Annotated in this window: 24 protein-coding genes and 2 pseudogenes; 7 read left to right on the top strand and 19 right to left on the bottom strand. The window is 73.1% G+C overall.

Translation table 11 applies throughout. From position 1 onward, the window contains the following. The first annotated feature begins 4 nt into the window (after positions 1–4). Both CP977_RS01935 and CP977_RS01940 read left to right on the top strand, forming a co-directional pair. The gene (locus CP977_RS01935; RefSeq protein WP_152369491.1) at positions 5–1048 is read left to right on the top strand and encodes an ATP-binding cassette domain-containing protein; all 1044 of its coding nucleotides are present in this window, start codon (positions 5–7) and stop codon (positions 1046–1048) included. Then, complete coding sequence (locus CP977_RS01940) at positions 1045–1833, top strand: ABC transporter permease (protein WP_062761006.1); 789 nt, start codon at positions 1045–1047, stop codon at positions 1831–1833. Before CP977_RS01935 ends, CP977_RS01940 begins: the two co-directional genes overlap by 4 nt. A 101-nt stretch (positions 1834–1934) precedes the next feature. Here the strand turns inward: CP977_RS01940 and CP977_RS01945 are convergent, their stop codons facing one another. The 5 genes and pseudogenes from CP977_RS01945 to CP977_RS01965 form a co-directional block, all read right to left on the bottom strand. Then, positions 1935–2117, bottom strand: a complete 183-nt coding sequence (locus tag CP977_RS01945) for a DUF5302 domain-containing protein (RefSeq protein ID WP_062761009.1) — start codon at positions 2115–2117, stop codon at positions 1935–1937. A gap of 32 nt (positions 2118–2149) precedes the next feature. Beyond that, positions 2150–3475: pseudogene (gene hflX, locus CP977_RS01950) on the bottom strand (GTPase HflX); the annotation flags it as partial. Positions 3476–3695: 220 nt separating this feature from the next. Then, positions 3696–5387: a ribosomal protection-like ABC-F family protein gene (abc-f, locus tag CP977_RS01955; protein ID WP_063915326.1), complete on the bottom strand. Its 1692-nt coding sequence runs from the start codon at positions 5385–5387 to the stop codon at positions 3696–3698. Between the two features lie 217 nt (positions 5388–5604). After that, a pseudogene (locus tag CP977_RS01960) lies at positions 5605–6439 on the bottom strand (AfsR/SARP family transcriptional regulator). 191 nt (positions 6440–6630) lie between these two features. Continuing rightward, positions 6631–7251 carry a ScbR family autoregulator-binding transcription factor gene (locus tag CP977_RS01965; protein WP_062761013.1) on the bottom strand — a complete coding sequence of 207 codons (621 nt, stop codon included), beginning with the start codon at positions 7249–7251 and terminating at the stop codon, positions 6631–6633. A 312-nt stretch (positions 7252–7563) separates the two neighbouring features. Between CP977_RS01965 and CP977_RS01970 the strand changes: the two genes are divergently transcribed. Next, positions 7564–8220 carry a ScbR family autoregulator-binding transcription factor gene (locus CP977_RS01970; RefSeq protein ID WP_062761015.1) on the top strand — a complete coding sequence of 219 codons (657 nt, stop codon included), beginning with the start codon at positions 7564–7566 and terminating at the stop codon, positions 8218–8220. A gap of 80 nt (positions 8221–8300) precedes the next feature. Here the strand turns inward: CP977_RS01970 and CP977_RS01975 are convergent, their stop codons facing one another. Beyond that, a complete protein-coding gene (locus CP977_RS01975; RefSeq protein ID WP_152369493.1) occupies positions 8301–9224 on the bottom strand; it encodes a serine hydrolase in 924 nt (307 codons plus the stop codon). A 209-nt stretch (positions 9225–9433) separates the two neighbouring features. Continuing rightward, positions 9434–9730 carry a hypothetical protein gene (locus tag CP977_RS34415; protein ID WP_183953291.1) on the bottom strand — a complete coding sequence of 99 codons (297 nt, stop codon included), beginning with the start codon at positions 9728–9730 and terminating at the stop codon, positions 9434–9436. 44 nt (positions 9731–9774) lie between these two features. Here CP977_RS34415 and CP977_RS01985 point away from each other — a divergent pair, with 44 nt between their 5' ends. Both CP977_RS01985 and CP977_RS01990 read left to right on the top strand, forming a co-directional pair. Beyond that, positions 9775–10980, top strand: coding sequence for a cupin domain-containing protein (locus tag CP977_RS01985; protein WP_152369494.1), 1206 nt, complete (start codon positions 9775–9777; stop codon positions 10978–10980). A 10-nt stretch (positions 10981–10990) separates the two neighbouring features. Then, the gene (locus CP977_RS01990) at positions 10991–11887 is read left to right on the top strand and encodes a sucrase ferredoxin (RefSeq protein ID WP_062761023.1); all 897 of its coding nucleotides are present in this window, start codon (positions 10991–10993) and stop codon (positions 11885–11887) included. Between the two features lie 133 nt (positions 11888–12020). Here CP977_RS01990 and CP977_RS01995 read toward each other — a convergent pair whose 3' ends face one another. After that, on the bottom strand, positions 12021–13331 hold the full coding sequence (locus CP977_RS01995; protein ID WP_062761025.1) for a hypothetical protein: 1311 nt from the start codon (positions 13329–13331) through the stop codon (positions 12021–12023). Between the two features lie 232 nt (positions 13332–13563). Here CP977_RS01995 and CP977_RS02000 point away from each other — a divergent pair, with 232 nt between their 5' ends. Continuing rightward, on the top strand, positions 13564–13995 hold the full coding sequence (locus CP977_RS02000) for a DUF6003 family protein (protein ID WP_109186635.1): 432 nt from the start codon (positions 13564–13566) through the stop codon (positions 13993–13995). 28 nt (positions 13996–14023) lie between these two features. Here the strand turns inward: CP977_RS02000 and xdhC are convergent, their stop codons facing one another. The 8 genes from xdhC to CP977_RS02040 form a co-directional block, all read right to left on the bottom strand. After that, complete coding sequence (gene xdhC / locus CP977_RS02005) at positions 14024–14833, bottom strand: xanthine dehydrogenase accessory protein XdhC (protein ID WP_062761027.1); 810 nt, start codon at positions 14831–14833, stop codon at positions 14024–14026. Between the two features lies 1 nt (position 14834). Then, positions 14835–17225 (bottom strand): xanthine dehydrogenase molybdopterin binding subunit, encoded by a 2391-nt coding sequence (gene xdhB, locus CP977_RS02010; RefSeq protein WP_062761029.1) that lies wholly within the window; start codon positions 17223–17225, stop codon positions 14835–14837. Beyond that, positions 17222–18745 carry a xanthine dehydrogenase small subunit gene (locus CP977_RS02015; protein ID WP_152369495.1) on the bottom strand — a complete coding sequence of 508 codons (1524 nt, stop codon included), beginning with the start codon at positions 18743–18745 and terminating at the stop codon, positions 17222–17224. The genes xdhB and CP977_RS02015 overlap by 4 nt, the downstream gene beginning before the upstream one ends. Before the next feature lie 526 nt (positions 18746–19271). Beyond that, the gene (locus CP977_RS02020) at positions 19272–19589 is read right to left on the bottom strand and encodes a hypothetical protein (RefSeq protein ID WP_229991505.1); all 318 of its coding nucleotides are present in this window, start codon (positions 19587–19589) and stop codon (positions 19272–19274) included. Continuing rightward, complete coding sequence (locus CP977_RS02025; RefSeq protein WP_109186254.1) at positions 19586–20212, bottom strand: RNA polymerase sigma factor; 627 nt, start codon at positions 20210–20212, stop codon at positions 19586–19588. The genes CP977_RS02020 and CP977_RS02025 overlap by 4 nt, the downstream gene beginning before the upstream one ends. A gap of 236 nt (positions 20213–20448) precedes the next feature. Then, complete coding sequence (locus CP977_RS02030) at positions 20449–21021, bottom strand: antibiotic biosynthesis monooxygenase (protein WP_062761033.1); 573 nt, start codon at positions 21019–21021, stop codon at positions 20449–20451. Between the two features lie 212 nt (positions 21022–21233). Then, positions 21234–22136: a serine hydrolase gene (locus tag CP977_RS02035; RefSeq protein ID WP_152369496.1), complete on the bottom strand. Its 903-nt coding sequence runs from the start codon at positions 22134–22136 to the stop codon at positions 21234–21236. Further along, positions 22118–23092, bottom strand: a complete 975-nt coding sequence (locus CP977_RS02040) for a LysR family transcriptional regulator (RefSeq protein WP_063915311.1) — start codon at positions 23090–23092, stop codon at positions 22118–22120. The genes CP977_RS02035 and CP977_RS02040 overlap by 19 nt, the downstream gene beginning before the upstream one ends. A gap of 197 nt (positions 23093–23289) precedes the next feature. Here CP977_RS02040 and bla point away from each other — a divergent pair, with 197 nt between their 5' ends. After that, positions 23290–24231 carry a class A beta-lactamase gene (gene bla, locus CP977_RS02045; RefSeq protein ID WP_152369497.1) on the top strand — a complete coding sequence of 314 codons (942 nt, stop codon included), beginning with the start codon at positions 23290–23292 and terminating at the stop codon, positions 24229–24231. 72 nt (positions 24232–24303) lie between these two features. Here bla and CP977_RS02050 read toward each other — a convergent pair whose 3' ends face one another. The 3 genes from CP977_RS02050 to CP977_RS02060 all read right to left on the bottom strand — a co-directional run bounded on the left by CP977_RS02050 (position 24304) and on the right by CP977_RS02060 (position 26560). Beyond that, positions 24304–24699 (bottom strand): VOC family protein, encoded by a 396-nt coding sequence (locus CP977_RS02050; protein WP_062761039.1) that lies wholly within the window; start codon positions 24697–24699, stop codon positions 24304–24306. Positions 24700–24784: 85 nt separating this feature from the next. Continuing rightward, positions 24785–25495 (bottom strand): YoaK family protein, encoded by a 711-nt coding sequence (locus CP977_RS02055; RefSeq protein ID WP_229991504.1) that lies wholly within the window; start codon positions 25493–25495, stop codon positions 24785–24787. A 381-nt stretch (positions 25496–25876) separates the two neighbouring features. After that, complete coding sequence (locus CP977_RS02060) at positions 25877–26560, bottom strand: NAD(P)H oxidoreductase (protein ID WP_109186258.1); 684 nt, start codon at positions 26558–26560, stop codon at positions 25877–25879. Positions 26561–26642: the final 82 nt, after the last annotated feature.

The raw sequence follows: 26642 nt of genomic DNA on the forward strand, positions 1-26642 counted from the left end.
GCCCATGTCCGACCTGGCGATCGCGGCGCACGGACTGCGCAAGTCGTACGGCGACAAGACCGTCCTCGACGGCGTCGACCTGACCGTCCCCACCGGCACCATCTTCTCCCTGCTCGGGCCGAACGGGGCGGGCAAGACGACGGCCGTGAAGATCCTGTCCACCCTGATCGGCGCCGACGGCGGCCAGGCCTTCGTCGGCGGCCACGACCTGGCCGCCGACCCGCAGAAGGTCCGCGCGGCGATCGGCGTCACGGGGCAGTTCTCCGCCGTCGACGGTCTGATCACCGGCGAGGAGAACATGCTCCTCATGGCCGACCTGCACCACCTGTCCAAGGCCGAGGGCCGCCGGGTCACCGCCGAACTCCTCGAACGCTTCGACCTGGTGGAGGCCGCGAAGAAGCCCGCCTCCACCTACTCCGGCGGCATGAAGCGCCGCCTCGACATCGCCATGACCCTGGTCGGCGGCCCCAGGATCATCTTCCTCGACGAGCCCACCACCGGTCTCGACCCGCGCTCCCGCCACGACATGTGGCAGATCGTCCGCGAGCTCGTCGGCGGCGGCGTCACCGTCTTCCTCACCACCCAGTACCTGGAGGAGGCCGACCAGCTCGCGGACCGCATCGCCGTCCTCGACAAGGGAAAGATCGCCGCCGAGGGCACCGCAGCCGAACTCAAGCGCCTCGTCCCCGGCGGACACGTCCGCCTCCGCTTCACCGACCCCGCCGCCTACCGCAGCGCCGTCGAGACGCTGCACGAGGCGGCCCGGGAGGAGGAGTCGCTGTCCCTGCAGCTCCTGAGCGACGGCAGCCAGCGCGACCTGCGTTCCGTCCTCGACCGGCTGGACCGCGCCGGCATCGAGGCCGACGAGCTCACCGTCCACACGCCCGACCTCGACGACGTCTTCTTCGCCCTCACCGGCACCGACGTCCCCGCTCAGCCGAACCAGCCGAACCAGCCGAACCAGCCGAACCAGCCGAACCAGCCGAACCAGCCGAACCAGCCGAACCAGCCGAACCAGCCGAACCAGCCGAAGGAGGCTGCCCGATGAGCTCCCTGTCCCTCGCCGTGCGCGACTCGACCACGATGCTGCGCCGCAACCTCCTGCACGCCCGGCGCTACCCCTCCCTCACGCTCAACCTGCTGCTCACGCCGATCATGCTGCTCCTGCTCTTCGTCTACATCTTCGGCGACGCGATGGGCGCGGGCCTCGGCGAGGGAGCGGGCCGCGACGCCTACATCGCGTACGTCGTCCCCGGCGTGCTGCTGATGACGATCGGCTCCACTCTGGTCGGCACCGCCGTGTCCGTCGCGACCGACATGAACGAGGGCATCATCGCCCGCTTCCGTACCATGGCGATCCACCGCGGGTCGGTGCTCTTCGGGCACGTCGCCGGCAGCGTGCTGCAGGCGATCCTCGCCGTCGTCCTGGTCGGCGCGGTCGGTGTGGCCATCGGCTTCCGCTCCACGGACGCGGGCTTCGTCGAGTGGGTCGCGGCGTTCGGCCTGCTCGCCCTGTTCGCCCTGGCGTTCACCTGGATCGCGGTCGGCATGGGCCTGGGCAGCCCGAACGCGGAGGCCGCCAGCAACAGCGCCACGCCGCTGATCCTGCTGCCGCTGATCTCCAGCGCCTTCGTGCCGATCGGCTCGATGCCGGGCTGGTTCCAGCCGATCGCCGAGTACCAGCCCTTCACCCCCGCCATCGAGACCCTCCGCGGCCTGCTCCTGGGCACCGAGATCGGCAACAGCGGCTGGATCGCCGTCGCCTGGTGCCTGGCCCTGACCGCGCTCGGCTACCGCTGGTCGAAGTCGCAGTTCGACCGCGACCCGAAGTAGCCGGCCCGGACGTACGTACAGCACCACAGCACGCAGGCAGCACAGGCCGCCACGGTCCCTCTTCGGAACCGCGGCGGCCTGTGCTCATTCCCCTGCGGAGGTCAGCCGGCCTTGCGCCGGAAACCCCGGTTCTGACGGCTGGGGCCGGCGGCGCCGTTGATCTTCAGCCGCGCCTCGTGGTGGGCCTGCTGGGACCTGGCGTTGCGGGTCTTGCGCTCCAGGGCCTCCTGGAACTTCCGCTTGGCGTCGCTCTCGTCGACGTTGTTCTCCGGCGTCTCGGCCATGTGTTTCCTCCTGAGCGTGTTTCGGATCGATTTCAGTACGTGTAGGCGGTCAGGTCGGCGGCGAGGGAGGCGTCGACGTTCGCCTTCAGGCGGGTGCCGTTCTCCTCGTGCGACTCCTGCAGGACCTCGCCCGAGGCGTGGACGCGGGCCACCAGCTGCCCCTGCGTGTAGGGGACGAGCACCTCCACCCCGACGTCGGGATGCGGCAGTTCCTCCGCGATGCGGGCAAGGAGGTGCTCGATGCCCTCGCCGGTACGGGCCGACACCGCGATCGCCGTCGGCTCGGCGCGCTTGAGCCGCTCCAGCGCTTCGGGCGACGCCGCGTCCGCCTTGTTGACGACGACGAGCTCCGGCACGCCCTGCCCGCCGATCTCGCCGATGACGGTGCGTACGGCCTCGATCTGGGACTGCGGGTCGGGGTGCGAGCCGTCGACCACGTGCAGGATGAGGTCCGCCTCGGCGACCTCCTCCAGGGTGGAGCGGAAGGCGTCGACGAGCTGGTGCGGCAGGTGGCGGACGAACCCGACCGTGTCGGCCAGGGTGTAGGCCCGGCCGCCGGCCGTCTCGCTGCGGCGCACGGTCGGGTCGAGGGTGGCGAACAGGGCGTTCTGTACGTGGACCTCGGCGCCGGTGAGGCGGTTGAGGAGCGAGGACTTGCCCGCGTTGGTGTAGCCCGCGAGGGCGACCGAAGGGACCTTGTTGCGGCGGCGTTCCTGCCGCTTGAGGTCGCGGGCGGTCTTCATCTCCTCGATCTCCCGGCGCATCTTCGCCATCTTGTCGCGCAGCCGGCGCCGGTCCGTCTCGATCTTCGTCTCGCCGGGACCGCGGGTGGCCATGCCGCCGCCCGCGCCACCGCCGCCGCCCATCTGCCGGGACAGCGAGGCGCCCCATCCGCGCAGACGCGGCAGCATGTACTGCATCTGCGCGAGCGCGACCTGTGCCTTGCCCTCGCGGGAGGTGGCGCGCTGGGCGAAGATGTCGAGGATCAGAGCGGTCCGGTCGACCACCTTGACCTTGACGACCTCCTCCAGGCGGACGAGCTGGGCGGGGCTGAGCTCGCCGTCGCAGACGACGGTGTCGGCGCCGGTGGCCTCGACGAGGTCGCGCAGCTCCCCGGCCTTGCCGGAGCCGATGTACGTGGCCGGGTCCGGCTTGTCGCGGTGCTGGATGACGCCGTCGAGGACGAGGGCGCCCGCGGTCTCGGCGAGGGCGGCGAGCTCGGCGAGGGAGCTCTCGGCCTCCGCGACCGTACCGGAGGTCCACACGCCGGCGAGGACCACGCGCTCCAGGCGGACCTGGCGCTGCTCGACCTCGACCACGTCCCGGAGTTCGGTGGACAGGGTCGCGACGTGGCGCAGGCCGGTGTCCCGGGTGGAGTCGATGGCGTCGGCGGCGCCGATGCGGCCGCCGACGGGGGTGGGATCGTGTTCTGTCGCAGTCATGCGTTTCCTCTCGCTCGGATGGGGTGGTTCAGGGGGGCGGGGCGGGGGTCCGCCGACCGCCGGGCGGCGGCGCTGCCGCCCTTTCTCCGTGAGGAGTCACGGCCGCAGGGAAGGACCCGCCCGGCGGCCGGCCGGGTCAGCCGCTGAGGGTGGCCGACCCGCGCAGTTCGAGGTGGGAGCCGGAAAAGGCCCTGCGCATCCGCCGGTCGTGCGTGACGGTCACCACGGCGCCCGTGTAGTGCGCCAGGGCCTGTTCCAGCTCCTCGACGAGCAGCGGGGAGAGGTGGTTGGTGGGCTCGTCCAGGAGCAGCAGGTCCGCGGGCCGGGTGACCAGACGCGCCAGGTCGATGCGGCGGCGCTGGCCCACGGACAGGGAGCCGACCGGCAGGTCCAGCTCGGACTCGCGGAACAGGCCCAGGGACAGGAGCTGTTCGGCGTACTCGTCGGCGTGGCCGGGGCGGCCCTCGGCGAATTCGGCGAGCACCGAGCGCCGGGGGCGTTCGGGCAGTTCGTCCTGGCGCAGCCAGCCGATCCGCCCGGCCCGCCGCACGGTGCCCGCGTCGGGCTCCAGGTCGCCGGCGAGCACCCGGAGCAGGGTGCTCTTGCCTGCCCCGTTGGGGCCGGTGATCAGCAGCCGCTCGCCGGGGGCGAGGGACAGCGAGTCGAGTGCGAGCCGGCCCTCGACGCGCAGCCCGGAGACCTCGGTGAGCGGCCCCTCGGGAATTCCGGGGGTCCCGGTGGCTTCTGCGGCCCCGGTGGTCCTGTCGGGCGTGTCACCGGTCTCGATGGCGGCGGTGAAGCGCAGCGGCTCGGGCGGCTTCGGCACCGGATCGGCGCGGAGCCGGTTCAGCCGTTCGTTGGCGTTGCGGGCCTTGCTGGAGGTCGAGGACGAGGAGGAGCGGGCCCGGTGGTGCTCGGAGCCGCTGAAGGCCCAGGGGCCCTTCTTGGCGATGGTGGCCAGCATCCGGCCCGCGTTGGCGGCACGGGTCTCCTGCCGTTCGATCTCGGCGAGGTACTCCTCGTACTCCCGTTCCCAGCGGGCGCGGGCGGTGGCCTTGGCCGTGAGGTAGCCCTGGTAGCCGTTGCCGTACCGGGTGACGGTCCTGCGGTCGGGGTCGACCTCCAGGATGGCGGAGGTGACGGCCTCCAGGAAGGCGCGGTCGTGGGTGATGACGACGACGGTGCCGCGGTGGCCCCGCAGCCGCTTCTCCAGCCAGTCCACGGCCTGGTCGTCCAGGTCGTTGGTGGGCTCGTCCAGGAGCAGCAGTTCGGGGGCGGCGGCCAGGACGGCGGCCAGGGCGAGCCGGGAGCGCTCGCCACCGGAGAGGGTGTCCACCGGGCGGTCGCGGTCGAGGCCCGGCAGGCCGAGGCCGTGCAGGGCCGCGTCCGCGCGGGCGTCGGCCTCGTAGCCGCCGCGGTCCTCGAACTCGGCGAGCAGGTCGCCGTACTCGGCGAGGAGCCGCGGGTCGTCGTCCACCAGCGCGTCCTCGACCTCGTGGAGCCGCTTCTCCAGGGCCCGCAGGTCCGCGAAGGCGCGGTCGAGCACGTCCCCGACGGTGGCTCCGGCCGGCATGTCCAGGCGTTGCGACAGGTGACCGACGCCGCCGGGGGCGGTGACGGTCACCTCGCCGTTGTCCGCGGCCTCGGCTCCGGCGATCAGCCGGAGCAGGGTGGACTTGCCGGAGCCGTTGTCGCCGATGACGCCGGCCTTCTCGCCGGGCTTGACGGTGAGGGACACCCGGTCGAGCACGACGTGTTCGTCGTACCGTTTGGTGACCTCCTCCAGCGTGAGCTGGGAATGCACCCGTGATGCCGCGGGTGAGGACATGCGCATATGCGTACTCCTGGTGGTGCGGGGTCGAAGAGCGGGGGCCGGATTCCGCGCGAACTGCTGGGCGGGGCCGGGCGTTCGTGGTGCTGCTGCGGCAGGGCGCCTCCTTGGCACGGGTACGGGGCAAGCCCGGCGGAGGTCCGGTGCTTGCCGTGTCGCCCGTACGGCCTTACCTGTCCGCGCGGTTCATCGCGGCCCGCCGTTCCGGACGGGCTCAGCCTGCGCGGACGAGCCGGTCGTCGGCGCTCCGCGCCGTCGTGGCGGCGCTCCCGGGGCCGGCCGTGAACGTCGCGCGCTGCAGCCGGCGCAGGGCGGCGGAGGGTTCCAGGCCCAGCTCGCGCACGAGGGTGTCGCGCAGCCGCCGGTAGACGCCGAGGGCCTCGCCGCGGCGGCCGGAACGGTGCGGGGCGAGCATGAACTGCCCGTGCAGGTTCTCGTGCGTGCGGTAGCGGCCGGCCAGGAAGGTGAGTTCGGCGAGCAGCTCGCGGTGGCGGCGGAGCCGCAGGTCGGCCTCGATGCACTGGTCCAGCGCGCAGAGCCGGGACTCCTCGAGCCGCCGGGCCTCCTTGCCGAGCCGCACCCCGCTCCGGACGTCGTGGAAGGCCGGGCCGGACCACAGCGACAGCGCCTCGCGCAGCAGCCGGGTCGCGCCCGGGAGGTCGCCCGAATCCATCGCCCGGTACCCCTCGCCGACGAGCCGGTCGAACGCGCGGACGTCGACGGTGCCGCCGCCGCTGTCGAGCAGGTGACCGCCCGGCAGCGTCACGAGCACGTCCTCGGTGGCGCGCCGCCCGGCGGAGGCCTGCTCTCCGCCGGACGCGGCCTGCTCCAGGACGGTGGCGATCAGGGCCCGCAGCTGCTGCACATGGGTCTCGGGCGCTGCGCGGCGGCGCGTCCGCCCACAGCTCCTCGATCAGCGCCGGCACCGGGACGACCTGGTCGGCGTGGAGCGCCGGCAACGCCAGAACCTGCCGTGGTTTCCGGGCCGTCGGCGTGATGGAGAGTCCCCGCTCCCGCGCCGCCAGTGCGCCCAGTACTTCGGTGTCCACGCGTCACTCCCCTGTCCGCGGCTGAAGCCACGCTCAGTAAAAAACAGCACGTGCGGTTTGTCAATATAAAACCGGCCGTGCTGTTTTAAATGAGGAGAGGGGGCTCCAGGTTCCAGGAAAACCCCCTGTGACCTGCGGATTCATCACCTCGCCGCAGCCGCCGCGTCCACTCGCCGGGCCCGGCGCGGGCTCTACGAAGGCCGCGCCTCCTCGACCCTGACGCCGTGCAGGGCGTCCTCCGGCACGAGCGTGGGCAGCAGCAGCCGCCAGAACCGTCCGACCGCGGCCGCCGAGAGCCACTGCGCGTCCCGTACGCCGAGCACCTCGAAGCCCACGGTCGCGGCCACCACGGCGGTCACCACGTCCTGCGCCGCCGCCTCCGGGCGCAGTTCGCCCTCCTCCTCGGCGCGCTCCACCGCCTCCTCGACCCAGGACCGCCAGTGCTCCCGCAGGCCGGTGCGGACCGGACGGACCGGTCCGCCGCTCAGCGCGAAACCGGCCCGCAGCACCACGTCGCGGCGCAGCGCGCCGGCGAGCCCCTGGGTGGCGTCGACCAGGAACTGCACGCGGCCCGCCCCGACCGGCGGGCCGACACCGGTGACGACCCGCAGTCTGTCCAGCGCCTCCGCCTCGACGGCGTCGGCGAGGGCCGCCTTGTTCTCGAAGTGGAAGTGCAGCGCCCCGTTGCTGACACCGGCCAGGGAGCTGATCTGCGAGAGCGACGACGCGGAGAAGCCCTCCCGGTCGAACACCTCGGCCGCGGACCGGATCAGGGTTTCACGCGTGCGCGCCGCGCGCTCCTGCTTGACCATCGACTGCTCCGTCACTGCAGAGGAAGCCGCGCCCGCCGAGGAGCAGGCCGGCGGGGTGCACCGTGGGGCCTCACGGGAGAAGGCGCGTCCGGCGCCGCCCGGTCCCCCCGGCCACCGCACCCCGACCCTCCGCAGGCACACCCCCGCGCAACCCTAACAAACCGCTTAAGCGGTTTCTATTGCATGACGATCTCACACCCTGCGCCGTACGGCACCGGAGGCGGAGAGTCGGCCGAGTGGCACCAGAGGTAAGATACGAACTGGGCGGTTTTTTTAATGACACCCGAGGATTACCGTACGAAAGAGGCGAAAGTGGTCAAGCAGGACCGGTCAGTCCGCACACGGCAGACGATCCTCTCGGCAGCGGCCAGGGTCTTCGAGGAGCGCGGCTACCAGATGGCCACGATCAGTGAGATCCTCACCGCCGCCGGAGTGACCAAGGGAGCCCTGTACTTCCACTTCCCCTCCAAGGAAGACCTGGCCCGGGGCGTCATCCACGCGCAGGACCAGGTGCTCCCCGTCCCGGCGCGCGGCTACAAGATCCAGGAACTCACGGACACCGTGATGCTGCACGCCTACCGGCTGCAGACCGATCCGATGGTCCGGGCCGGTGTGCGGCTCTCCCTCGACCAGCAGGCCCAGGGCCTCGACCGCAGCGGTCCCTTCGCCTACTGGGTCGAGGTCGTCGGAGCCCTTCTCGACGAGGCCCGCACCAAGGGGGAGCTCCTCCCCCACGCCGTACCCTCCGAAGTCGCCGACATCCTCGTCGGTTCCTTCGCCGGCGTCCAAGCCATGTCCCAGGCCGTGTCCGACTACCAGGACCTGCTGACCCGCGCCTCGAACCTCCTCCGCTACGTGCTCCCCGGCGTGACCGCCCCCACCGTCCTCGCCGCCCTCGACCTCACCGAGAACCGCGCCCACGCCACCGCCGCCGAACTCGGCCTCACCCCCCACGCGCCCACCCCCTGACCTGCGACACAACCGCCGGGCACACGCGCGGGGAGTCCGGCCGGCTGCTTCCGTCCGCCCTCTCCCCGTGATCCCGGGTGTCAGCCCCGGGGCACCGCGATGTACGCCTCCTGGGGTGTGGTGGTCGGCGTGTAGCGGGACGCGGCGGGCGCGGCCGGGATCAGGTCCCGGTGGATCACCTTGGCGACGGCCTGGATCGTGCTCACGCCGTAGTTCATCGTGCTGTTGCCGTCGGTGAGCACGGAGACGGTGTAGTCGTGGCCGCCGCCCTTGAACGTGCCGACGCTGTGCACGCGCCAGCCGCGCGTGGCGCGCTGCAGCCAGCCGTTCTTGACGTGCACGGACACGGAGGCGGGCGCGCCGGCCGGGGTCCCCCACTTCTGCGAGGTGACGACGTTGCCCATGAGCTTGAGGATGTAGGCGCGGGCGTTGTCGCTCAGGACGGTGTTCTTGGCGGTGATCAGCGAGAGCAGGCGCTGCTCGTCGGTGACGTTGATCTGGGTGAGTCCCCAGTAGCCGCCCGAGCCCGGCACCGTCCGCGTCATGCCGGCGGCCGTCAGGAAGCCCTTCACCTTGGTGACGCCGAGCTGCTTCCACAGGGTGGTGGTGGCCGCGTTGTCGGACTTGGTGATCATGGCGGTGGCGAGGCCGGCCTCGCGTGAGGTCAGGTACCGGTTGGTCTTCTTGGCGTCCCACAGGAGCGTGGCGAGGACGGTCACCTTCACGATGCTGGCCGAGTCGTACGAGGTCGTGGCGCGCAGGGTGCAGGTGGTGTTCGTGGTGCGGTCGCGCAGGCCGACGGCGACGGTGCCGGCGCGTCCGGCGAGGGCGGTGGTGATGTCCTTCTGGAGCTTGGCGGCGAGCCCGGCCTTGCCCGACGTGCAGCTGACCTGCGGTGCGGTGGCGGCGGAAGCGGGCGCCGCGCCCGCGACGACGGGCGCGAGCACTCCGGCCGCGGCCACGGCCGGAAGCACGCGGGCGCGCAGGGATGTGCGGTGAGTCATGTGGGTCCCCCCTGGAAACGGACGAACGCGCCTGTGGCGTGTTCGCCCTACACGACTCCTGGGCGTGCGAATGGTTGTACGGGAGACCGGCGGGGCCGGGGTGCCGGGCCCCCGTTCCGCTCCGGTTGCCGCTCCGGGCCGCGTGAGTGAGCTTGTAAGGGGTACTGGGAGGTTCCGAGTGGGACCACCGGTACCCGGTCGTTCGATCCTCAGGAGGAAACATGGCTTACCCCGAGCAGGACCCGAACCAGCAGGAAGGCCCCGCTGACGGCGGCGCGGCCGGTACGCCCGGCGTACACGACGGCGGTGCCGACGGCGGGGCAGAGGGTCCCGCGGACGGCGGCGCGGCGGGCACGCCCGGCGTACACGACGGCGGTGCCGACGGCGGCGCGGAAGGCCCTGCTGACGGCGGTGCGGCCGGTACGCCCGGCGTACACGACGGTGGTGCCGACGGCGGCGCAGAGGGTCCCGCGGACGGCGGCGCGGCAGGCACGCCCGGCGTACACGACGGAGGCGCCGACGGCGCGGCCGACGAGACCGGTCGCGGCGTTTGAGCACGGCCCCCACGACGCTTCGGGACACCGCCGCCGACACCGGCCGCGGTGTCCTCGAAGCGCGTCTGACGAGCCTCAGCCGCGCGGAGTTCGCCCGGGACGTCTGGGGGCGCGCTCCGCTGCTCACGCGCGGGGCCGGTGACTTCTCCGACCTGTTCTCGGCGTCGGCCGTGGACGAGCTGGTCTCCCGGCGCGGGCTGCGCACGCCGTTCCTCCGCGTCGCCAAGGACGGCTCCACCCTCCCGGAGGCCTCGTTCACCTCTTCCGGAGGAGCCGGCGCGACGGTCTCGGACCAGCTCGACGACACCGCCCTGTGGCGGAGCTTCGCCGACGGCGCCACCCTGGTCCTGCAGGCGCTGCAGCGCACCTGGGAGCCGGTCGCGGACCTCGCGTCGCGGCTCGGTACGGAGCTGGGGCACCCGGTGCAGGCCAACGCGTACGTCACCCCGCCGCAGAACCGCGGGTTCGACGCCCACTACGACGTCCACGACGTCTTCGTCCTGCAGATCGCCGGGACCAAGCGCTGGATCGTCCACGAGCCCGTGCACCCGGACCCGCTGCGCGACCAGCCCTGGACGGACCACCGCGCCGCCGTCGCCGACGCCGCCCGGGGCGAGGCGTACCTCGACACCGTGCTCGAACCCGGCGACGTCCTCTATCTGCCGCGCGGCTGGCTGCACGCAGCCGAGGCGCAGGGCGCGGTGTCGATCCACCTGACGCTCGGCGTCCACACCTGGACGCGGCACGCCCTCGCCGAACAGCTCACGCGGGCCGCCCTCGCGCTGCTGCGCGACGACCCCGAGATGCGCGGCTCCCTCCCCGTGGGCGTGGAGGGACCGGACGACGAACTCGCCCTCGTACGCCGGCGTCTCGCCGAAGCCCTCGCCGAGGCCGATCCCGCGCCCCTGTTCCACCGGGCCCGTCGCGGCCAGGCCCGCCCCGGCGCCCTGGGGCCGCTGGCGCAGCTCGCGGCCGTCGACGGCCTCTCCGCCGGAACGCCGGTGCGGCTGCGCGAGGCGCTGGAGGCACGGCTCGACGGCGGGCGGCTCTCCACCCGCGTCGGCTGGCTCGACTTCCCGGAGACGGACCTGCCCGCGGTGCGCCGGGCCCTCGACGGGGAGGTACACCACGCCGGTGACCTCGGTGTCCCCTTCGTCGAACGACTTCTGCGGGCGGGCGTCCTGGTGCCTGCCGGGCCGTGAAGCGGGCGGCATGACGGCTCCCGCGCGCTTCTTCTGCGCCGACGCCGCCCGGCTGCGCGGCGACGCGCTCGCGGGCACCGCGCCGTACGGCTCGGTCTGGATCCTCATCGAGTACCGGGCCGGCTGGCCGGTCAACGGATTCGACGGCCTGGACCTCGAACCGGAGGTCAGGGCGCGGGTGTACACCGCCGCCCAGGCGCTGCGCGCCCGCATGCTGCTGATCAGGCGCCACGGGCGCCGCAGGCCGGACGAACCGCCGCGCTGGGCCGTCCTGCGGTACGACGGGGACGGCGCCCACCGCCAGAGGTGGGGCGTCTGGCGGAACGACAAGGACCTGGCGGAGATCGTCGACGCCCTGGACTCGCCCGGCGAACGGGACCGTCCGCCCGTCGTCCTCGTCTGCGCCCACGGCACGCACGACGCCTGCTGCGCCGTCCGGGGCCGTCCGGTGGGGCGCGCGCTGAGCGACCGCTGGCCGGAGCTGGTGTGGGAGTGCACCCACGTGGGGGGCGACCGGTTCGCCGCCAACGTCCTCGTCGCGCCCGACGGCGTCTACTACGGCAACCTCGACGCCGCCTCGGCGGTGACGGTGGTCGAGGGGCACCTGGCGGACCGCATCGGCGCGGACCACCTGCGCGGGTACACCGACCTCGTCCCGGCCCAGCAGGCCGCCCTGTCCGCCGTGCTCCGGCACGCGGGGCCGTCGGGGCGGCACGACTACGCGATCGAGGAGACGGTCCGCGAGGGCGACCGGTGGCGGATCCGCGTCACCGGCCGCCCCGCCGGCCTCTCGGCCTTCGAGGTCGAGGTCCGCGCCCACCGGTCCCCGCCCCTCCGGCTCACCTGCCGCGGCCTGTCCCCCGCCTCGGCGGTGTCGTACGAGGTCGTGTCGCTCCACGTCGGCTGACCCGGCGTCCGGTCCGGCCGGGACGAACCATCCGTCCGGCTCATGTGGGTGGACCGGTACGGGGCCACAACCGCATTCGAGGTTTCGGGCGCCCCCGCATGATCCACCGAGTGTGTGCGCGCGCTCCTGGGGGCTACGCGGGCAGCGCGGGGAACACGACCACCGAGCCGTCCTTGCCCCGGGCGATCTCGATCGCCACGTCCGTCGCACGGCTGTCGGCCGTGACACCGTCACCCAGCCGGTGAATGCGGTGTGCCGCGTTCATGAGGCGATCGACTTCACCGGTCGTGAAGACGGGTCGCAAACCGTTCGGACGCGCCAGTTCCAGTGCCGACAGGCGTACCAGGACACCGGCGATGCCCGTCTCCAGTTCGGCGAGGCGCCGCTGATCGCGCTCGAGTGCGCGGGTGAAGTTCTCGAACGGGTTGCCGGGGTCGCTCTGGGCGTGCTCGACGGCCTGGAGGACGACCACCCGCCGCTTCAGCGCGATGGCCAGGGAAGCGAGTTCGAGATGAGTGCGGAACGTGCCGCCCTGGTCGTCGATGCCGGGGAACGACTTGGTCAACGTGCCGAGTTCGACGGCCTCGCCCTCGGGCAGTCCGTCGAGCGCGTTCCGCCAGCGGGCGAGACGACGGTCGGCTTTGCCCAGCGCCGTGTTGATGGCGTGTACCGCCGAGTCGAGCCCCAGCGAGACCCCGAGCTTGCCCTGGTCGAGCAGGAGGGCGGTGGCTTTGTCGATGGCGTCGCGGCAGCCGTCTAGTTCGCTGTGCTCGTCGTCGAGTTTGTCCTCCTGGAGTTGTTCCAGCAGTTCCGTGATGTACCCGATGGCTTGCTGGCGCTTCTGGTCGGCGTGCGCGCTCACTCCCACCGCCACGGCCATGAGCACGAGTGGCGCAGCCACCGTGAGCGCCGCGCCGCCGGCGGCCGCGACACCGGCGGTCGCACCGGCCCCGCCGACCGTGCCCGCCGCTGCCGCTCCTCCGACCGGCACGAAAGTCGCCTTGGCGGCGATCCGACCCGTCGAGTTCACGAATTCACCGTAGATGCCACTGGCACCCCCCTTCGGCACCATCGAGCGAACGACGCCCTGCCCGAACTGGGCGGCGACCTTAGCCGGGACCACCATGCGATACAGACACTCGCCGGAAGCGGTCGCTCTGGCCACCGTGAGGGAGCTTCGCGCCGATTGCGTGACGAACTGTGACAGGTGCTGTGCCAGAGGACTCACGGCGTCGAGTGGGATGCCGCGGCTGCGGTCGATCTTCTCGGACAGCGGATGTACTTCAAGCGTGACGATGGGCTCGTCGGCCAGGACGGCCAGCACTCCGCGCAGTTCAGCCAGGCGCTCGGCCGTCATCGGCTCGCCTGCGGTCAACCCCGGCACCCGGACATCGGCGGTCGCCAGCGTCCACACGGGCACGGTCGTCTTGTGGTTGTCGGTCATCGTCCCCCCTCGTTCTCCGACAGCAGCCTACGTCCGACGTCAAACGCGAGCGGCGCCCAGTCGACCGTTCGTATTCGGTGGAGGAAAAGGTCCCGGTGCCGGCCGGGCCGCCCCACCGGCGGCAGCGTGAGCGGGGAAATCCCGTCCCTCGTGCAAGTGGTCATGACGGAGCCGGAAGGGGGTAGGCAGAAGCGCAACGAACGCCACAGCACGCCCCTCGGAAGTGACCGCCATGACTGACGACGCCTACCTCTTTCTCGTCGACACCGGCCTCGGCCCGGGTTGGCAGGGCACGCCCGTCTCCCTCGTCGGGGAGCTGGAATGTCTGGGGACCCCGGCCGTGCGGGCCTGGCTCGACGCCCACGGGACCGACGTGAACTCCCCGGCGCTGCGCGTCGTGCCGCCGGAGCAGACCGGGATGATCCCCGGGGAGGCCGAGCGGCTGCCGGTGCCGCTGGACGGGGAGGAACTGGAGCGGGTGCGCCGGGCCGGTGCGACCGATCCGGTGGCGGCCGTCGAGGAGGAGCTGCTGGCCTACCGCGACAGCGAGGAGGGCCGCGACGCCCTGCTGCGCAAGGCGTTGGCCGCCGGCGTGCCGGCGCACCGCATCGTGGAGCTGTCCGGAGTGGATCCCGCCTCCCTGCCGTCCGCGCCCCGTTCCTGAAGCGCGGCTCTCTCTCGGCGGCCGGGCTTCAGTTCCCTTCGTTCTCGAAGGTGCGCAACAGGTCGGCGGCGACGCTCACGGCGATGGTGGCGGGTTCCTTGCCGGTGATGTCGGTCAGGCCGATCGGGGTTTTTATGCGGGCGACGGCGGTCTCGTCGTGGCCGCCTTCCGTGAGGAGGCGTGTGCGGAAGCGGCTCCATTTGGCCGCCGAGCCGATCAGGCCGATGGAGCCCAGGTGGGGTGTGCGCAGGGCCGCGTCGCACAGGGCGGCGTCCTCGGCGTGGTCGTGGGTCATGATCAGGACGTGGGTGCCGCGCGGCAGGTGTTCGAGGACCTCCTCGGGCAGCAGGGGCGTGTGGTGCACCCGTACCGCCGCCACCGCGTCCGCGAGGACGGCGAGCCGGTCCTCGGCCAGGACGTCGGAGCGGCTGTCGATCAGGTGGAGGTCCAGGTCCTGGCGGGCCAGGATCCGCGCCAGTTCCATGCCGACGTGTCCGACGCCGAAGATCGCCACCGCCCTTACCACGGGGAGGGGTTCGAGGAGTACCGAGACCGTTCCTCCGCAGCATTGCACGCCGTGCCGGTTGGTCACCTTGTCGTTCAGGGCGAAGTCGATCAGCTCCGGTTCGGGCGAGGGGGCGTCGATCAGCTCCCGGGCCCGGTCGATCGCGACCGCCTCGACGTTGCCGCCGCCGATCGAGCCCCACGTCCCGGTCCGCCCCACGACGAGTTTCGCGCCGGCGTTGCGGGGGGCGTGGCCGCGCACGGTCGCGACGGTCACGAGCACGCCGGCCTCCCGGCGTGCTCGCAGCCGCGCGACCGCGGTGACCCAGGTCATGTCAGACACGGTGCGACGCTTCTGCCCCGGACCGGGCGGCGGCGCCGGCGTCGTCCTCGCCGGCCCGGCGTGCCGCCTCGATCGCCCAGTACACCGCCTCCGGTGTGGCGGGCGAGGCGAGTTCCACGCTCGCTCCGGCGGGGCCGAACGCCGCGGCGGCCTGCCGCAGTGCCTCCCGTACCGAGAACGCGAGCATCAGCGGGGGTTCGCCCACGGCCTTGGAGCCGTAGACCGCGCCCTCCTCGGTGGCGTTCTCCAGGAGGCGGACGTGGAACTCCTCGGGCATCTCGGAGAAGCTGGGCAGCTTGTACGTGCTGGCCGCCCGGGTCAGCAGCCGGCCGCGGTGCGGTCCGTCGCCGGTGTCCCAGCGCAGGTCCTCCAGGGTCAGCCAGCCCGCGCCCTGGACGAAGCCGCCCTCGACCTGGCCGATGTCGATCATCGGGGAGAGGCTGTCGCCGACGTCGTGGACGATGTCCACCCGGCGGATGCGGTACGCGCCGGTGAAGCCGTCCACCTCGACCTCGGCCGCCGCGGCGCCGTAGGAGAAGTACTTGAACGGCGAGCCCCGGAACGTCTTCGCGTCCCAGTGCAGGCCCTCGGTGCGGTAGAAGCCGGCCGCCGACAGCTGGACCCGCTGGAAGTACGCGGTGCGCACCAGGTCGTCCCAGGCCAGTTCCCCGTCGCCGCCGAGGACGCGGGCGACGCCCTCGACGATGCGTACGTCGGAGGCGTTCGCGCCCAGGTGGGTGGCGGCCACCCGGGTCAGGCGTTCGCGCAGCTGCTCGCAGGCGTTCTTCACCGCCCCGCCGTTGAGGTCGGCCCCGGCGCTGGCGGCGGTGGCGGAGGTGTTGGGCACCTTGTCGGTGCGCGTCGGGGCGAGGCGCACCTTGTGGAGCGGGATGCCCAGGGTGGTCGCGGCCACCTGCAGCATCTTGGTGTGCAGTCCCTGGCCCATCTCGGTGCCGCCGTGGTTGACCAGGACCGAGCCGTCCTTGTAGATCAGCACGAGCGCGCCGCCCTGGTTGAAGGCGGTGAGGTTGAAGGAGATGCCGAACTTGATGCCGGTGACGGCGAGTCCCCGCTTGGTGTGCGGGTGCGCGGCGTTGAACGCGGCGATCTCGCGCCGGCGGTGGGCGACGTCGCCGTCGGCCCGGACCTGCCGCCAGACGGTGGAGATCCGTTCGGCGTGGGTGACGGGCTGTCCGTACGGTGTCGTCTGGCCCTGTCCGGGGCGGTAGAAGTTGCGCTCCCGCAGCTCCGTGGGGTCGAGGCCGAGCAGCGGCGCGCACCTGCCCATGATGTCCTCGATCACGAGCATGCCCTGGGGGCCGCCGAAGCCGCGGAAGGCGGTGTTGGAGACCTTGTTGGTCTTGGCGACGCGGCCGGCGACGCGGGCGTTGGGGATCCAGTAGGTGTTGTCGATGTGGCAGAGCGCGCGGGCGACCACCGGCTCGGACAGGTCGAGGCTCCAGCCGCCGTCCGCGGTCAGGGTGGCGTCCAGGGCCTGGATGCGTCCGTCGGCGTCGAAGCCGATCCTCCAGGCGGCGTGGAAGCCGTGGCGCTTGCCGGACATGGTCAGGTCCTGGGTCCTGTTGAGCCGGACCCGGACCGGTCGGCCGGTCAGCCGGGCGCCGAGCGCGGCGACGGCCGCGAAGCCGTGCGGCTGCATCTCCTTGCCGCCGAAGCCGCCGCCCATCCGGAGGCACTGCACGGTCACCTCGTGACTGGGCAGTCCGAGCACGTGGGCGACGATCTCCTGCGTCTCCGAGGGGTGCTGGGTGCTGCTCTGGACGAACATCTGCCCGTTCTCGTCGACCAGGGCGAGCGCCGCGTGCGTCTCCAGGTAGAAGTGCTCCTGGTCGGAGAACTGGAACTCGCCCGAGAACACGTGCGCGGAGTCGGCGAAGCCGGCGTCGACGTCGCCGGTGAGCATCACGGGCCGGGCGCCGTGGAAGCTGTCGGCGGCGATCGCGTCCCGCAGCGAGATCAGGGAGGGCAGTTCGTCGAGTTCCACCTCGACGGCCGCCGCTCCGAGGCGCGCCGCCTCCGCGGTCTCGCCGAGCACCCAGGCGACCGCGTGGCCGTGGAACATGACCTCGTCGGGGAAGAGCGGCTCGTCGTGTTTCATGCCGGCGTCGTTGACCCCGGGGACGTCGGCCGCGGTCAGCACGCGGACCACGCCGGGCACGGCGAGCGCGGGCCCGGTGCGCAGCGCGGTGATCCGGCCGCGGGCCTTCGCGGCCTGGACCGGGTGGGCGTGCAGGACGTCCTTGGTGCGGTGCACCAGGTCGTCGGTGTAGAGCGCGGCGCCCGTGACGTGCAGGTGGGCGCTCTCGTGCGGCATCGAGACGCCGACGACGGGCTTCTCGGGACGCTCGGACAAGTGGCTCATGACGACACCGTCCCGGTGGTTCGCACGTACAGCTTCCTCAGGCTCTGGCCGAGCATCTCGGCACGGTAGGCGGCACTGGCCCGGTGGTCGTCCATGGGGGTGCCCTGGGTCCGCAACACCCGGGCCGCGGCCTCGACGGTCTCCTCGGTCCACGGCCGGCCTTCGAGGGCCGCCTCGGTGGCGAGGGCGCGGATCGGGGTGGCGGCCACGCCGCCCAGGCCGATGCGCGCCTTGCGGACCGTGCCGTCCTGGATGTCGAGCGCGAAGGCGACCGCGACGCTGGAGATGTCGTCGAAGCGCCGCTTGGCGATCTTGTGGAAGGAGGTGACCGGTGACAGGGGCAGCGGGACGCGCACCGCGCGGATCAGCTCGCCGGGGCGGCGCACGCTCTGCCGGTAGCCGGTGAAGTAGTCGGCGAGCGGGACCTCGCGTTCGCCGTCGGCGTGGGCGAGCACCACCGACGCGTCGAGCGCGAGCAGGACCGGCGGGCTGTCCCCGATGGGGGATCCGGTGCCCAGGTTGCCGCCGAGGGTCGCGCCGTTGCGGATGAGCCGGGACGCGAACTGGGGGAAGAGCTCGGCGAGGAGGGGCACTTCGCCGTCGAGGCGGCGTTCGATCTCGGTGAGCGTGAGCGCCGCCCCGATCTCGATGTGGTCGGACGTGGTCCGCAGCTCGCGCAGTTCGGGCAGCCGGTCGACGGCGACGACGCAGTCCGCCCGCCGGGCGAGGATGTTGACCTCCACGCCCCAGTCGGTGGATCCGGCGATCACCACCGCGTCGGGCCGCTCCCGCAGCAGCCGCAGCGTCTCGTCGAGGGTGTTCTTCCGCAGGAACGTACGGTCGTCCCGGGTGTACTCGGTGGCCACCGGTTCCGGCGGGGACTGCGCGCGGCGCCGGGCCAGGGGGTCCTCCGCCGAGGGCGTGCCGACGGCGAACGCGGCGTCCCGGATGGGGCGGTAGCCGGTGCAGCGGCACAGGTTGCCGCTCAGCGCGTGCAGGTCGAAGCCGTTGGGGCCGTGCTCGGGGTCGGTGCAGGTTCCGGTGCCGGTGGGTCCGTGTTCGGGGTCGGTGTCGTTCGGGCCGTGCTCGGAGCCGGCGGTCGGGTCCGCGTGCGGTCGGCGGTCGGGCCGGTAGTACTCGGCGGCCATGCTGCAGACGAATCCCGGTGTGCAGTAACCGCATTGGGAGCCGCCGCGGACCGCCATCTCCTCCTGCACCGGGTGCAGGACGGGCGGCGCGCCGGCCTCACCGGCGGTGGCGAGGCCCTCCGAGGTGACGACTTCCTGGCCGTCGAGCGCCGCGACCGGGAGCAGGCAGGCGTTGACCGCCACCCAGTCGGTGGGCTCGTGCGTCCCGGGGCGGGCGACCAGGACCGCGCAGGCTCCGCACTCGCCCTCGGCGCAGCCTTCCTTGGTGCCGGTGAGGCCGCGTTCGCGCAGGAAGTCGAGGACCGTGGTGTGGGGGGCGGCAGGCGCGATCGGCGCTTCGTCGCCGTTGACCGTGATGCGCGCCGCCGTCACGACAGGCCCGCGTTTCGGCGCGCGGTGGAGCGGTTCGTCATGTTCGTCAATGTTCAGGCAGCTTTCTGTGCTCGGACGCGCCGCGCGCGAGAAAGGGGCGCAAGGAGGCGTGCGTCAGCGAGGTGCTGGGAAAGGGGGGCGGGAAACCACGAACCCGCGAGGTGCCGTGGACGGGCACGGAGGAGAGGACGCGTTCAGCAGCCGTGTGCGATCTGGCCCGGGGCCCAGGCGGTGCGTGCGGCGAGGCGACCGAGGTCGGAGTGGGTGGACATCCGCGGGTCGCCTCCTTCCGGGAGCTGTGGGACGACGTTGACCGCAAGCTAGTGTCCGGAGCCGCGGAGGTCAAGAGAGGGACGTCGCGGAGCGGCGGTCGTCGTTCCTCCTCGCGGGACGGCGGGTCCGGCCGGGGAGGTCGGACGACCGCCGTGCGCCCGTCCGTCGCACGGGACAGCGGGTTCAGCCCGGTAAGCCCAAGTGCCGCTTCGTACAAGCGTGTTCAGGAAGCGGTCGGCTCCCGGCACGATCGTCAGGCGCGTCGCAGTGTGCAGCTCCCCTCGGTGCAGGAGCGGCGCAGCCGACCGGCGGAAACGGTCTCCACGAGGCCGACGGCCCAGCACATCGGGCAGCCGCGCAGGGCGACCAGGCCGATCGGGGCGAGCAGCAGACTCGCGGGTCCGACGGCCCGGAGCAGCACCAGTGATCCGGCGAGCGCGCCGAATCCGATCGCGCCGCGGACCAGGTGGCGCGGGACGGTGGCGCTCGCGAAGCCGCCGCGCCGTGGCGCGCGGTCGCCGTCGGGGGCGCCGGGCGGGGTGGCGTTCGCCGTGGTGGGGCCGGGTGTCATCGTCCTCCTCCTTCCGTGGGCGCCGGCTCTTCGCGCAGTGCCTCGCGTATCGCCGAACGGGCCCGGTGCAGACGGGACTTCATCGCGGCGGTGCTCAGCCCGAGCCGGCCCGCGACGGTACGGCCGGGCAGGCCCTGGACGTCCCGCATGATCAGCACCTGTCGCTGGTCGGCGGGCAGGGCGGCGATCGCGGCCCCGACGCGTTCGGCTTCCAGGAGCAGCAGGGCTTCCTCCTCGGCGGACCGCGCGGTGTCGCCGGACGCGTGGTTCCCGTCCGCCGGCCCGTGGCGGCCCGGGTCGTCGCGGTGTCCGGGCCCCCCACGGCCCGGGTCGGCCGGGCCGTGGGAGAGCAGGGCGCGGGTGCGGCGCAGGCACTCGTTGCGGACGATCCGGAACATCCACGACGCCAGCGCTCCGGAGGCCCGCAGCATGCCGATCTTGCGGTAGAGGATGAACAGCGCCTCCTGGGCGGCGTCCTCGGCGTCCTGGGGTGTGGCGCACAGCGTGCGCGCGAACCGGTGCACGTGCGGGTACGAACCGTGCACCAGGGCGGTGAGCGCCTCCGTGTCGCCCCGCTGTGCCGCGGCGATCAGGGTGTCGCCGGGCCAGGTGCGGTCAGCCACGCCGACGCCTCCGGCGGCGCAGCACCGTGACGGTGCACGCGCACAGCAGCAGCGCGGCGGCCGCGGCGATGACGACGGTGGTCATGGGTTCCTCCCGGTGGGTCGTGGAGCGGACGGGGTCGTCCGCACACGTATGAGAGGCGGGGGCGGGACGAAAGGATTCACCACCCCGCCCGATGCCGGGTCCGGCCCTGCCGAGCCGCCGGTGGGGCCGGACCCGGCATCGGGCACGGTGCCTACGGGGTGAGCCAGCCGCGCAGGAGCCTGCTGACGGCCGGCATCGCCACGTACGTCATGAGCACGTTGAAGACGCAGGCCGTGACGGCGCTGCTGAGGAGGAGGGGGAGGGCGGCCAGGTGGGGCAGGAGGAAGAGGGCGCCGAGGACGGAGATCGGGTAGACGGCGAGGGTCGCGCCGATCGCCATCTTCCACCGGGGCGGGGCGGGTCGTACGGAGCCCGGTTCGGCGAACCAGGTCTCCATCCCGGTCAGTTCCCGCCGGGCGACCTCGGTGTGGTGGTGTCCGTCGCAGTCCGCGAACCAGGCCGCGCGCTCGGGCGACTCCTGCCAGGTCCGGCATGCCCCGGCGTCCCGGAAACGGTGGACGAGGAACCACGGGGCGTCGCCTCCGGAGGAGCGGAAGAACCCGTATCCGAGGTGGCCGGGGAAAGTGGCCGCGGTGTCGAGGATGCCCTTCGCCCACCGTTCGAAGGCGGCTTCGTGACCGGGGTCGACCCGGCGGGCTATCAGGAGGGTGACCTCGCCGGTGTCGGCGGGAACGGTGGTGTGCTCAAGACTGGCCGCGGTCAAGACGGACTCCTCGTGATCTCGCCGCGCCCCCGGTACTGTACGCGCCCTGCGAGGCGGACGTCGGCGTCCGGGCCGAATGCGGACCTCGGGGGCGTGCTTCTTCGGGACCGTCGGCCGCGTCGGCTCCGGCCCGTCCGGCTCCGTGACGGCCCGGGAACGCCGTGCCGTCGGGCCGCTGCCGTGTGCCGCGCCCGGTGCGGGGGCCGGGTGGGTCAGACGTGGCGCAGATGGTCGCGCAGCGCCCGGGCCGCCTGGCCCATCAGCGCGTCCGCGCCGGGCTGGACGGCGGCCGGTACCAGGGATTCGGTGAGCGCCGCGACGGCGTAGGCGCCGCCGTCGGTGTGCTCCACCACGCCGATCTCGTGCCGGAGGTTGAGCAGGGTGCCGGTCTTGGACCACCAGGTGGTCGCGTCCGAGGCGAAGTCGGGGGTGAGGCGCTGGCGGAGCATGTTGTGCAGCATCAGTCCGCGTACCGCCTCCGCGACCTGCGGGTGGAGGGCTTCGGGCGCCCAGAGTTCCTGGAGCAGGTCGACCCAGGCCCTGGCGCTGCCGGTGTTGGCGCGGGTCGTGTCGAGCTGCGGCACCCGGTGGCCGCGTCCGCCGGTGCCGGCGTCGATGGCGAGCGCGTGCGCGAGGTGCGCCTGGGTGGTGTCGAAGCGTTCGACGGGGGTGTTGCTGAGCTCGTCGACGGTGTGGCGCACGGAGATGCCGTGGATGCCGAACTCCCGCAGGAGGGCGGTGACCCGGGCGGGCGGGGTGAGGCCGAAGAGGGTGTCGGCGGCCCGTTCGTCGCTCAGGCACGTACTCAGGTAGAGCAGGTCCTCGACGGCGATCCGCGCGGGATGGCGGAAGCGGGTCAGGCCGGTGGGCCCGGGAGTGGTGCTGCGTCCCGGAGCGACGTCGAGCGGGGTGGAGCCGTCGAGTTCGCCGCGCCGGATGCGTTCGAAGGTGGCCACCGCCAGGGGGACCTTGACCAGGGAGGCCGAGGGGAGGGCGGTGTCCGGGTCGACACCGATCTCCTGGCCGGTGCGAAGGTCCCGGACCAGGAGGCAGCCCCGCAGCCCGCCGTCCGTCAGCCGCCGCTGCACCTCTTCGATCAGTGTGCCGGTGCGCACGTGCCCGCCTCTCGTTCCCCGTCCGTTCCGTTCCCGTCCCCGCCCGCGTCCGTGTCCGGGTGTGCGTCCCCTGCCGGGGTGCCGTCCGCGGCCGCGCCCAGGCAGCGGGCGAGGGCGCGGCCCAGGCGGCTGACCGTTCCGGCCGGGTCCCCGTCGTCCGCCGCGCGGAGCGCGAATCCCCGGACCGGGGACAGTTCGCCCAGCGGGCGCCAGTGCAGGCCGAGTCCGGTGGCCTGCGCCGGTGAGCAGAGCAGCAGGTCGTCCCCGTACAGCACTTCGGCCACCGCGTCCGTCAGGTCGGTCGCCGCGGCGAACTGCGCGGGGCGCAGCCCGATCGCGTCCCTCAGCCGTGCCAGCGGGTCGCGGACGTGCGGGACGTCGTCCTCGGGCTGGATCCACAGCCTCCGCGCCGGGCCCCGGTCGGCCCGGCCGACCCGCAGGGTCTCCAGCCAGACGCGGCGCGTGCCGGGGTCCGCGGCCGTGGCGACGCCCAGCGGCACCGACCAGACCGCCTCGTCGGACGGCACCGCCAGCACCGCGGCCCGCACCTGCCGGGCCCGTACCAGGTCCAGGCGTTCGGCGGGCGGTGCGATCCGCAGGTCGAGGGCGATGCCGAGGGTCCGGGCGTCGGCGACGAGGCGCGCGAGGGCCACCGTGCCGCAGACGTCGGGCACGGCGATCCGCCACGGCCTGCGCCGTGCCGTCTCGGCCTCGTGGAGCAGGACGTCGGCGGCGCGCACCAGGGCCCTGGCCGAGGGCAGCAGGTCCCGGCCGAACGGAGTGAGCACCGCGCGGCGCGACGTGCGTTCGAAGAGCCGCTCCCCCACGTGCTCCTCCAGCGCGGCGACGCGCCGGCTGGCCACCGGCTGGGACATGCCGGCCGCGGCCGCCCCGACGGTGAAACTGCCGTGTTCGCTGACGCCGACGAAGGCTCGGCTCGCTGCCACCAGATCCACACCCCGCACCCTATGCGCCGCCGCGTTCCATGCGGATTCCGCATGGAACGGCACGTGTCGGCATTGGACCGCATGGCGGCGGCGGGCGAACGTGGTCGGGTACTCGTGACGGGTACCCATGACACGCACCGGGCCGGTGCCGTGCGGGACCGGCCCCTACGCGCCCCTGCCCGGGGCGCACCGGAGGTCCGGAGACCATGCAGCTCACCCGCGTCAGGCGCGCCCTCACGGGATTCGCCGCCGCGCTCGTCCTCGTTCCGCTGACCGCCTGCGCCGAGCAGAAGGCGCAGGCCTCCCCTCCCTCCCCCGCCCCGCCCTCCGTCGGAGTGACGTCCGGACCGGATGCGGCCGGCTCGTCCCACCGGCGTGAATTCCGCGCCCTGGAGGACGCGTTCGACGCCCGGCTCGGGGTCTACGCGATCGACACCGGCACCGGCCGCGAGGTCGCCTACCGGGACGGCGAGCGGTTCCCCTACGCGTCCACCTTCAAGGCCCTGGCCGCCGGGGCCGTGCTGCGGAAGGAGAGCCTGAGCGGCATGGAGCGCGTCGTGCGGTACACGGAGGACGAGCTGGTCGACCCGTCGCCGGTCACCGAGAAGCACGTCGGTACGGGGATGACGCTGGACGCCCTCGCCGACGCCGCCGTCCGCCACAGCGACAACACGGCGGGCAACCTGCTCTTCGAGGAACTGGGCGGCCCGAAGGGCCTCCAGGCGGTGCTGCGGTCGATCGGCGACGACGTGACGCGGATGGACCGGATCGAGCCGGAGCTCGGGGACTGGAGGCCGGGCGAGGTCCGGGACACCAGTTCACCGCGGGCACTCGCCCGTGACCTGCGTGCCTTCGTACTCGGTGACGTCCTGCGGGCTCCCGAGCGGGAGCGGCTCACCACCTGGCTGAAGACCAATCTGACGGGTGACGAGACCATCCGCGCCGGGGTGCCCGACACGTGGGTGGTCGGGGACAAGACGGGGACGGCGACGACGTACGGCGGGCGCAACGACATGGCCGTGGTCTGGCCCCCGGACGGGGCGCCGATCGTGATGGCGATCCTGTCGACCCGCTCCGACCGGGAGGCGAAGCCGGACAACCGGCTGATCGCCCGGGCCGCCTCCGTGGTCGCCGGGGCACTGCGCTGAGCGAGCGCTTCGGGCCCGGAGCGTCCCGGCCGTCCCGGCAATCCCGAAGGTCATTCCGCGGTCCTTCCGCGGTCACTCCGCCGGGGGTTCCGACGGGTGAATGATCCTGCTGAGCAGTTCCGCGTTCCATTCGACGTACTCGACGCCCGCTCCGTCCGCGTGGCGGGCGTAGAGGAACCTCCCGGTCGGGCCCTCGGTCGCGGGGGTGGTGATGGCGGCGCCGGCCGCCTCCAGGGTTTCCTGGAGGGCGTCGAGGTCCTGGACGACGACCGTGGCGGAGGCGTGGGCGTACTTCGCGCGCTCCTCGGCCGGCCCCGCGATGACCAGGAAGTCGCCGATGGCTCCGAGGCCGACTCCGTGGAACTCCAGTCTCAGGTGCGGCCGTTCGCCCGTGAGCCGCTCCAGGAGCGGCAGGGCGCGGTCGAGGTCGTCGACCCACAGGCGCGCGTAGGTCTTCAGGATGGTCATCGCTGCGCTCCTCCGGTTCTCTTCCCGTCGGCCGCCAACGGTAGGTGAGTCCGCTCCGGTACGGGAGAGCGCGCCTCCCTGCCCCCTACTCCCGCTCCGGCGGCGGCCCGTGGCCGCCCGCGGGCTCGTCGTCGTACCGGTGGCGCGCGGCCGGTACGACGGCGAGCAGCAGCAACAGGGCCAGGGCCGCGACGAGGACGCCCTCCACGCCCGCGTGGGCGTGGAGAAGACCTCCGGCGAGCGCCCCTGCCGCGAGCACGGCCACCGACGCCCCGCGCCGCACGGTGCCGGGTCCCGGGCGGTCGACCGCGAGCCCGGTCAGCGTCCGCGTCATCACGGTGGTGGTCAGGTCCGGCACCCCCAGGCGGTGGACGAGGGCGTTCTGCAGCCCCATCCCGCAGGCCAGCGGCACCAGGACCGGGTACCGGCCCCAGTCGGCCGCCTGGCCGGCGAGGGCGAGCGCGACCAGCAGGGCCTGGGCGGCGACCAGCGGCGCGAACAGCCTTCCCGGCTCGGCTTCCCTGTGCCACGCGCCGCCCGTGGCGGCCCCGGCCAGGAACCCCGCCAGCGCCGCCGCCGAGGCGGGGGCCGACAGCTGGGCCGCCCCCGACAGGGCGAACCCGAGGAAGACCACGTTGCCGGTCATGTTGGCCACGAAGACCCGGCCGAGGCCGAGGAAGCTCGCCGCGTCCACGAGCCCGCTGACGAACGTCAGTACGAGCAGCGGGGGGACGAACCGCGCGTAGCGGTGGCCGTCGGGGAACATCCACCGTACGACCGCCCCTCCCCCGCTCACCGCGCCCCCTTCCAATCGGTGCGGTCCCGGCTCCCGCGGGCCGGCCCGGGCCGGCGGCGACCGCCGCTCCCGCCGATGGCTCGTGTCCGTTTCACCTCTCCACTGGAACAGAGGCGAGGAGAAAGGGCGCGCGTCCCACGCCGGGCGGGAGCGCCCCTTCGCCCGTCACGCCGCCGCGCCGGCCGGTCCGGCACCGGCCACGGGCCGTTTCGTCCGCCCCGTTCCCGACCACCGGGGCGCCCGCGTCCTGGAGGCGGGGAACGCCGGCCGGGGCGGCGTCTCCCCCGAAGCGGTCGGCTCCGCCGTGGGCATTCCGCCGGGAAGGCGCGGGACCGAGGAGCCCCCGGGCCGGGTGCCCTCGGTCCCGCGCCCCGTTCGCGGTCAGACTCCCACGCGCTCCTCGGCGACGAACTTCTCCACGAGCTCCCGGGCGCGCCGGTCGAAGTCGGCGTACTGCGCCTCCCGTTCGGCGCCCGAGACCGCCTCGCCGACCAGCAGGTTGCCCTCGGCGTCGACGCGCTGCGGGCGCTCCTCCGCGTCGGTGAGCAGGCCGACGGTGGACTGGGAGAAGCCGCAGTAGTAGGCGATGCCCTCGCTCAGGTTGGTTTCGAGGACGGCCTGCATCCCCTCCACGACGGGGTCGTCGGAGGTGGCGCCGGCCAGGGCCAGCCACAGCATGCGCTTGCCGGCGAGGCGGGGCTTGCTGCGGCCGTAGGCGAACCCGTAGTTCCACACGCGGTCGATCCAGCCCTTGAGGAGGGCGGGCACGCTCTGCCAGTACACCGGGAAGACGGCGACGACGACGTCGGCGTCGAGGATGCGCCGCATGTGGGCGTGCGCCTCGTCCGAGTACGGCTTCTCCCTGTCGCCCCAGTCCGGCTGGTCCGACGTGTTCATCCGCGGGTCGAACCCCTCGGCGTGCAGGTCGAGCAGGTCGACGCGGTAGCCGGCGGCTTCGAGCCGGGCGGCGGCGCGGCGGGCCGTGTGCGCGGTGAGGGAGTCGGTGCGGTGGTGGGCGACGACCACGAGGGCGGTCCTGGAAAGGCTGTTGTCGTGCTGTGTCACGGTGTCTCCCGGCTGGTGTCTGTCGGTCCCTGTCGTTTCGGTGGGTCCAGTACAGCCATGGCGATGTGGATGATCCATGGGA

Source organism: Streptomyces cinereoruber (genome assembly GCF_009299385.1).
GTDB classification, from domain to species: domain Bacteria; phylum Actinomycetota; class Actinomycetes; order Streptomycetales; family Streptomycetaceae; genus Streptomyces; species Streptomyces bikiniensis.

Bases quoted from the DNA above. Each gene is read 5' to 3' on its own strand.
- CP977_RS02050 (WP_062761039.1), bottom strand. From the start codon at position 24,699: ATGACCATCCTGAAGACCTACGCGCGCCTGTGGGTCGACGACCTCGAC.
- CP977_RS01975 (WP_152369493.1), bottom strand. From the start codon at position 9,224: ATGACTCACCGCACATCCCTGCGCGCCCGCGTGCTTCCGGCCGTGGCC.
- abc-f (WP_063915326.1), bottom strand. From the start codon at position 5,387: ATGTCCTCACCCGCGGCATCACGGGTGCATTCCCAGCTCACGCTGGAG.
- CP977_RS01945 (WP_062761009.1), bottom strand. From the start codon at position 2,117: ATGGCCGAGACGCCGGAGAACAACGTCGACGAGAGCGACGCCAAGCGG.
- CP977_RS02020 (WP_229991505.1), bottom strand. From the start codon at position 19,589: ATGACACCCGGCCCCACCACGGCGAACGCCACCCCGCCCGGCGCCCCC.
- CP977_RS01935 (WP_152369491.1), top strand. From the start codon at position 5: ATGTCCGACCTGGCGATCGCGGCGCACGGACTGCGCAAGTCGTACGGC.
- CP977_RS01990 (WP_062761023.1), top strand. From the start codon at position 10,991: ATGACGGCTCCCGCGCGCTTCTTCTGCGCCGACGCCGCCCGGCTGCGC.
- bla (WP_152369497.1), top strand. From the start codon at position 23,290: ATGCAGCTCACCCGCGTCAGGCGCGCCCTCACGGGATTCGCCGCCGCG.
- xdhC (WP_062761027.1), bottom strand. From the start codon at position 14,833: ATGACCTGGGTCACCGCGGTCGCGCGGCTGCGAGCACGCCGGGAGGCC.
- CP977_RS01965 (WP_062761013.1), bottom strand. From the start codon at position 7,251: ATGGTCAAGCAGGAGCGCGCGGCGCGCACGCGTGAAACCCTGATCCGG.
- CP977_RS01940 (WP_062761006.1), top strand. From the start codon at position 1,045: ATGAGCTCCCTGTCCCTCGCCGTGCGCGACTCGACCACGATGCTGCGC.
- CP977_RS01995 (WP_062761025.1), bottom strand. From the start codon at position 13,331: ATGACCGACAACCACAAGACGACCGTGCCCGTGTGGACGCTGGCGACC.
- xdhB (WP_062761029.1), bottom strand. From the start codon at position 17,225: ATGAGCCACTTGTCCGAGCGTCCCGAGAAGCCCGTCGTCGGCGTCTCG.
- CP977_RS02000 (WP_109186635.1), top strand. From the start codon at position 13,564: ATGACTGACGACGCCTACCTCTTTCTCGTCGACACCGGCCTCGGCCCG.